Source organism: Hydrogenophaga defluvii (genome assembly GCF_042665235.1).
GTDB classification, from domain to species: domain Bacteria; phylum Pseudomonadota; class Gammaproteobacteria; order Burkholderiales; family Burkholderiaceae_C; genus Hydrogenophaga; species Hydrogenophaga defluvii_A.
In genome coordinates, this window is sequence record NZ_JBHTBZ010000058.1 from 1 (window position 1) to 5,576 (window position 5,576).

At 65.0% G+C, this 5,576-nt stretch carries 4 protein-coding genes and 1 pseudogene; 4 read left to right on the forward strand and 1 reads right to left on the reverse strand.

Translation table 11 applies throughout. The annotated features are described in order from the left end of the window. Nucleotides 1–197: 197 nt before the first annotated feature. Nucleotides 198–1,010 (reverse strand): aldolase/citrate lyase family protein, encoded by an 813-nt coding sequence (locus ACFQU0_RS17680; protein WP_382203048.1) that lies wholly within the window; start codon nucleotides 1,008–1,010, stop codon nucleotides 198–200. Nucleotides 1,011–1,119: 109 nt separating this feature from the next. Here ACFQU0_RS17680 and alaS point away from each other — a divergent pair, with 109 nt between their 5' ends. The 4 genes and pseudogenes from alaS to ACFQU0_RS17700 all read left to right on the forward strand — a co-directional run. Next, nucleotides 1,120–3,750 carry an alanine--tRNA ligase gene (gene alaS, locus ACFQU0_RS17685; RefSeq protein WP_382203049.1) on the forward strand — a complete coding sequence of 877 codons (2,631 nt, stop codon included), beginning with the start codon at nucleotides 1,120–1,122 and terminating at the stop codon, nucleotides 3,748–3,750. A 69-nt stretch (nucleotides 3,751–3,819) separates the two neighbouring features. Further along, nucleotides 3,820–4,701: a bile acid:sodium symporter family protein gene (locus ACFQU0_RS17690; protein ID WP_382203050.1), complete on the forward strand. Its 882-nt coding sequence runs from the start codon at nucleotides 3,820–3,822 to the stop codon at nucleotides 4,699–4,701. 26 nt (nucleotides 4,702–4,727) lie between these two features. Then, nucleotides 4,728–5,246 (forward strand): TlpA family protein disulfide reductase, encoded by a 519-nt coding sequence (locus ACFQU0_RS17695; protein WP_382203051.1) that lies wholly within the window; start codon nucleotides 4,728–4,730, stop codon nucleotides 5,244–5,246. Between the two features lie 70 nt (nucleotides 5,247–5,316). Further along, nucleotides 5,317–5,576 (forward strand): annotated as a pseudogene (locus tag ACFQU0_RS17700) (transglutaminase); the annotation flags it as partial.

The window sequence follows — 5,576 nt, forward strand, 5'->3', positions numbered from 1 at the left end:
CGGGGTCGTGCACGTCAAAGCGGGCGCTGCCGGCCACCCATTGGCCGTTGATCAGGGCGTCGGTCTTGAGCAGGCTGGGGTCTTTGAGCAAGGCCAGTGGCGAGGTCTTCATGTCCATGTTGCTAGTCCTGTGTGTGGGGGGGTGGTTGCCACACCCCCATGGAAAAAAGCGAGCTTACCGCGCGTCGGTCTGCGGGTCAGTAACCGGTGACAACCGGCACGGGCGCTGCGCCTGCAAACCGCTGGCGCAACTGACGAGCGGCGTTGGCCAGCATCACGGTGTCCATGCCCACGGCCACAAAACGCGCGCCCCGATCCAGCCAATGTTGCGCCTGGCCTTCGTCCAGGCTCAGAATGCCCGGCGCCTTGCCGGCTTTGAGGATGCGCTGGATGCCGTCGTCTATGGCGGCCTTGACGGCGGGGTGGTTGGGGTTGCCCGGGTGGCCCATGGAGGCCGAGAGATCGGCCGGACCGATGAACACGCCGTCCACGCCGGGGGTGGCAGCGATGGCATCGAGGTTGTCCATGGCGAGCACGGTTTCGGCCTGCACCAGCAGGCAGGCCTGGGCGTTGGCCTCGTGCACATAACGTGGGTACAGGCCCCAGCGTGAACCGCGTGCGCCCGCCATACCGCGTATGCCCGCGATGCCATCCGGGTCCTCGGGTTGCGGGTAGTGCATGGCGCGCGCCATCAGGTCGGCTTGCTCGGCCGTGTCCACCATGGGCACCAGCACCGTTTGTGCGCCGATGTCGAGCACGCGCTTGATCAGCGCCACGTCGCCCACGGGCACACGCACGATGGGGTGGGAGGGGTAGGCCTGCACCGCCTGCAGTTGCGCCAGCAGCGTGCGGATGTCGTTGGGGCCGTGTTCGGCGTCGAGCAACAGCCAGTCGAAGCCGGCAGTGGCCAGCAGTTCGGCCACGTAGGCGTCGGCCAGGCCGACCCACAGGCCGATCTGAGCGCGCTGTTCGCGCATGGCCTGTTTGAAGGGGTTGGTGGGGGTGTGCATGGGTGGTCTTCGTCGGTGAAGCGTCAGCCGTGGGTTATACCCAAAGCCGCGTGGGGAGGCCGTGGCCAAGCCGATAAAATGGCGGGTTGCTTACCCTGGCCCTCACACCATGACCACCCAATTCACCGTTGCCGACATCCGCAAGTCCTTTCTGGATTTTTTTGCTTCCAAGGGCCACACCGTGGTCGCGTCCAGCCCGCTGGTGCCGGGCAACGACCCCACGCTGATGTTCACCAACTCGGGCATGGTGCAGTTCAAGGACGTCTTCCTGGGCACCGACAAGCGCAATTACGTGCGTGCGGCCTCGGTGCAGGCCTGCCTGCGCGCCGGCGGCAAACACAACGACCTGGAAAACGTGGGCTACACCGCCCGCCACCACACCTTCTTCGAGATGCTGGGCAACTGGTCGTTTGGCGACTACTTCAAGCGCGAGAGCCTGAAGTGGGCCTGGGAACTGCTGACCGAGGTCTACAAGCTGCCCAAGGAACGCTTGTTGGCCACGGTGTACGCCGAGGACGACGAGGCCTTTGACATCTGGACCAAGGAAATTGGTCTGCCGCCTGAGCGCGTGATCCGCATTGGCGACAACAAGGGCGGCCGCTACAAGAGCGACAACTTCTGGATGATGGCCGACACCGGCCCCTGCGGCCCTTGCAGTGAGATCTTCTACGACCACGGCGACCACATCCCTGGCGGCCCCCCGGGCAGCCCCGAGGAAGACGGGGACCGCTTCATCGAGATCTGGAACAACGTGTTCATGCAGTTCAACATGCACGAAGACGGCTCGGTCACGCCACTGCCCGCACCCTGTGTGGACACCGGCATGGGCCTGGAGCGCCTGGCCGCCATCCTGCAGCACGTGCACAGCAACTACGAAATCGACATCTTTGACGCGCTGATCAAGGCCGCTGGCCGCGAAACCGGCACCGCCGACCTGAGCAACCCCTCGCTCAAGGTGATTGCCGACCACATCCGCGCCACGTCGTTCCTCATCAGCGACGGTGTGATTCCGTCCAACGAAGGCCGAGGCTATGTGCAGCGCCGCATCGTGCGCCGCGCCATCCGCCACGGCTACAAGCTGGGTCAGAAAACGCCGTTTTTCCACAAGTTGGTGCCCGACCTGGTCAAGATGATGGGCGAGGCCTACCCCAACATGGCGTCGCAGGCCCAACGCATCACCGAGGTGCTCAAGGCCGAGGAAGAGCGCTTCTACGAAACGCTGGCCAACGGCATGGAAATCCTCGATGCGGCCCTGGCCGACGGTGCCAAGGTGCTGCCCGGCGAGGTGGCCTTCAAGCTGCACGACACCTACGGCTTCCCTCTTGACCTCTCGGCCGACGTGTGCCGCGAACGTGGCCTCACGGTGGACGAAGCCGGGTTCCACGCCGCTATGGAAGCGCAGAAGGCCAAGGGCCGTGCGGCGGGCAAGTTCAAGATGGACAAGGCGCTGGAATACACCGGCGCAGGCAACACCTTTGTGGGCTACGAGCAACTCGAAGCCTCGGCCAAGGTGGTGGCCTTGTACCTCGATGGCACGCCCGTGGCCGAGCTGAAAAGTGGCCAACAAGGCGTGGTTGTGCTCGACACGACGCCCTTCTACGCGGAAAGCGGCGGGCAGGTGGGCGACGAAGGCGTGATCAGCACCGGCTCGGCCACCTTTGCCGTGGGCGACACCCAGAAGATCAAGGCCGATGTGTTTGGTCACCACGGCACCGTGGCGCAGGGCACCCTGGCCGTGGGCGATGCCGTCACCGCTTCGGTCAACCTGGACCTGCGCGCGGCCACCGTGCGCAACCACAGCGCCACCCACCTGATGCACAAGGCCTTGCGCGAGGTCTTGGGCGCCCACGTGCAGCAAAAGGGCTCCTTGGTGAATGCTGAGCGCACCCGCTTCGACTTCGCGCACAACGGGCCGGTTTCTCCCGAAGAACGCAAGCGAATAGAGGACATTGTTAATACGGAAATCTTGGCCAACGCAGCCACCCAGGCGCGTGTTATGGACATTGAGTCGGCCCAGAAAACCGGCGCCATGATGTTGTTCGGTGAAAAATACGGCGACACGGTGCGCGTGCTCGACATCGGCTCCAGCCGCGAACTTTGTGGTGGAACGCACGTGCAACGAACCGGTGAAATCGGCCTGTTCAAAGTCGTGAGTGAGACCGGCGTAGCCGCCGGCGTCCGCCGCATTGAGGCGGTGACAGGAATCAATTCCCTTTTGCAGTTTCGTGGACTTGAACAAGAGCTTGTTGAAGTTGGTTTTGAACTTGGTTTCGAGAATGCGACTGGGACTCAACGCCTCGAAAAAATTGCAAAGTTGAATGCGGAGTTGCTTGCGGCAAGAAAAGAAATCGCTACGCTGAAGGCGCAACAAGCTTCCCGCCAGGGCGATGAACTGGTGAACCAGGCGGTGGACGTCAAAGGCATCAAGGTGCTGGCCGCCGTGCTGAACGGCGCCGACGCCAAGACCCTGCGCGACACCCTGGACAAGCTCAAGGACAAACTCAAGACCGCCGCCATCGTGTTGGCCGCCGTGGACGGTGGCAAGGTGCAGCTGGCCGCCGGCGTGACCGCCGACAGCATGGGCAAGGTCAAGGCCGGTGAGCTGGTGAATTTTGTGGCCAGCCAAGTGGGTGGCAAGGGCGGCGGCAAACCCGACATGGCCATGGCTGGCGGCACCGATGCGGCTGCACTGCCACAGGCCCTGGCTGCGGTGCGGGGCTGGGTTTCCGAGCGCGTGTGACGGGGCCTGTTTCGTGTAAGGTGTGGCGGGCCTGAACCCGCCCACCTTCACGAACAAGGAGACCCCGCCATGCAGGGAGATATCGTTTCAGGGCTGCTGCTGCCCCTGATTCTCGCGTTCATCATGTACGCGCTGGGCCTGGGGCTCACCCACCTGGATTTCCGGCGCATCCTGCAACAACCCCGTGCGCTGGTGGTGGGCGTGCTGAGCCAGTTTGTGCTGCTGCCGCTGCTGTGTGTGGGGCTGATCCAGCTGTTTGGCCTGACTGGCACCTTCGCCGTCGGCTTCATGATCCTGGCGGCATGCCCCACCGGCACCACCTCCAACCTGCTGACCTACATGGCGCGCGGCGACGTGGCGCTGGCGCTGAGTTTCACGGCGGTGGCCAGCGTGTTGACCATCGTCACCTTGCCGCTGGTGGTCGTCTGGGCCATGAACCACTACACAGGTGCCGCCGCCACCGTGCAGGTGCCGGTGGGCGCCATGATGGGGCAGGTGTTTGTGGTGGTGGGCTTGCCGGTGCTGCTGGGCATGCTCACGCGCCATCTCAAGCCGGCGCTGGCCTTGCGCTTCGAACCCGTGGCCACCAAGCTGGCCACCGTCTTGTTCATTCTGGTGGTGGCCGCCGCCGTGGCCAAGAACTGGGCCTTGCTGGTGGAAAACTTCTCCACGCTGGCCGTGTTTGCCGTGGCCCTCAACCTGGCGGCCATGGTGGGCGGCTTTGTGATGGCCTGGCTGACCCGCCTGAGTCGGCGCCAGGCCGTGACCGTGGCCATCGAAACCGGCGTGCAAAACGCCACCCTGGCACTGCTGATCGCCAGCTCCGTGCTGGGCAACGACGCGCTGGGCGTGCCCGGCGCGGTGTATGGCGTGCTGATGTACCTGGGTGGGCTGGTGTTTGCCGTGACCATGCGCCGCGTGTTGGCGGCGCCCGCCGTGGCCGGCGGCTGAGCCCGCTTCGGGGACAATCCCGTCCCATGATCAGACGACGTTGTATGGGGCTGGCCTTGTTGGGCGGCCTGGGCGGCTGGGCCAGCGCGCGCGCCCAGTCCCACGAGATCGCCGAGTGGCCCCGCCAGACACCCACGCCCCAGCTTGATGCCCTGGACATGGCGGGCCGGCGCGTGACGCTGGCCGACTTCAAGGGCCGTGTGCTGGTGCTCAACTTCTGGGCCAGTTGGTGTGAGCCTTGCCGCGCCGAAATGCCCACCCTGCAGCAACTGCCTCAGGTGCTGGGCGAAGACCGGGTGGCGGTGCTCGCAGTCAACTTCAAGGAAGGGCCCCGGCGCATCGCGCAGTTCACGCAGGCGGCGGGTGTCACGTTGCCGGTGGCGTTGGACCCGCAGGGCGACGTGACCCGCGCCTGGGGGGTCAAGGTGTTTCCCACCACGGTGTTGATCGACCCCAGTGGCCGGGCGCGCCAGCGCATCCGTGGCGAGGTGGACTGGAGCAGCCACCAGGCGCTGGGCTGGATCGAAGCGTTGCTGCGGCGATAATCGGCGCCCGACTTCGGCGTGTCCCTTGACAGACGTGCCGGTCGTTTTTTCCTACTCCGGAGTTCTTTTGATGACCACCGATCGCCGCGCTTTTCTGCGGCGCACGGCAGCCACGTCCGTGGCTGTTGTGCTGCCCGCTGTCCCGTTTTCATCTGCACTGGCCCAGACGGCGCCCTCCCGCAGCGAGTTCAAGCCCGTGCCGGGCGACTGGCGCACGTTTGACGTCACCACCCGCGTGGATTTGCTCATGCCTTCGGGCGCCACCCAGGTCTGGTTGCCGCTGCCCTCGGTGGAAAGCGATTGGCAACGTTCGCTGACCAGCGGTTTCCA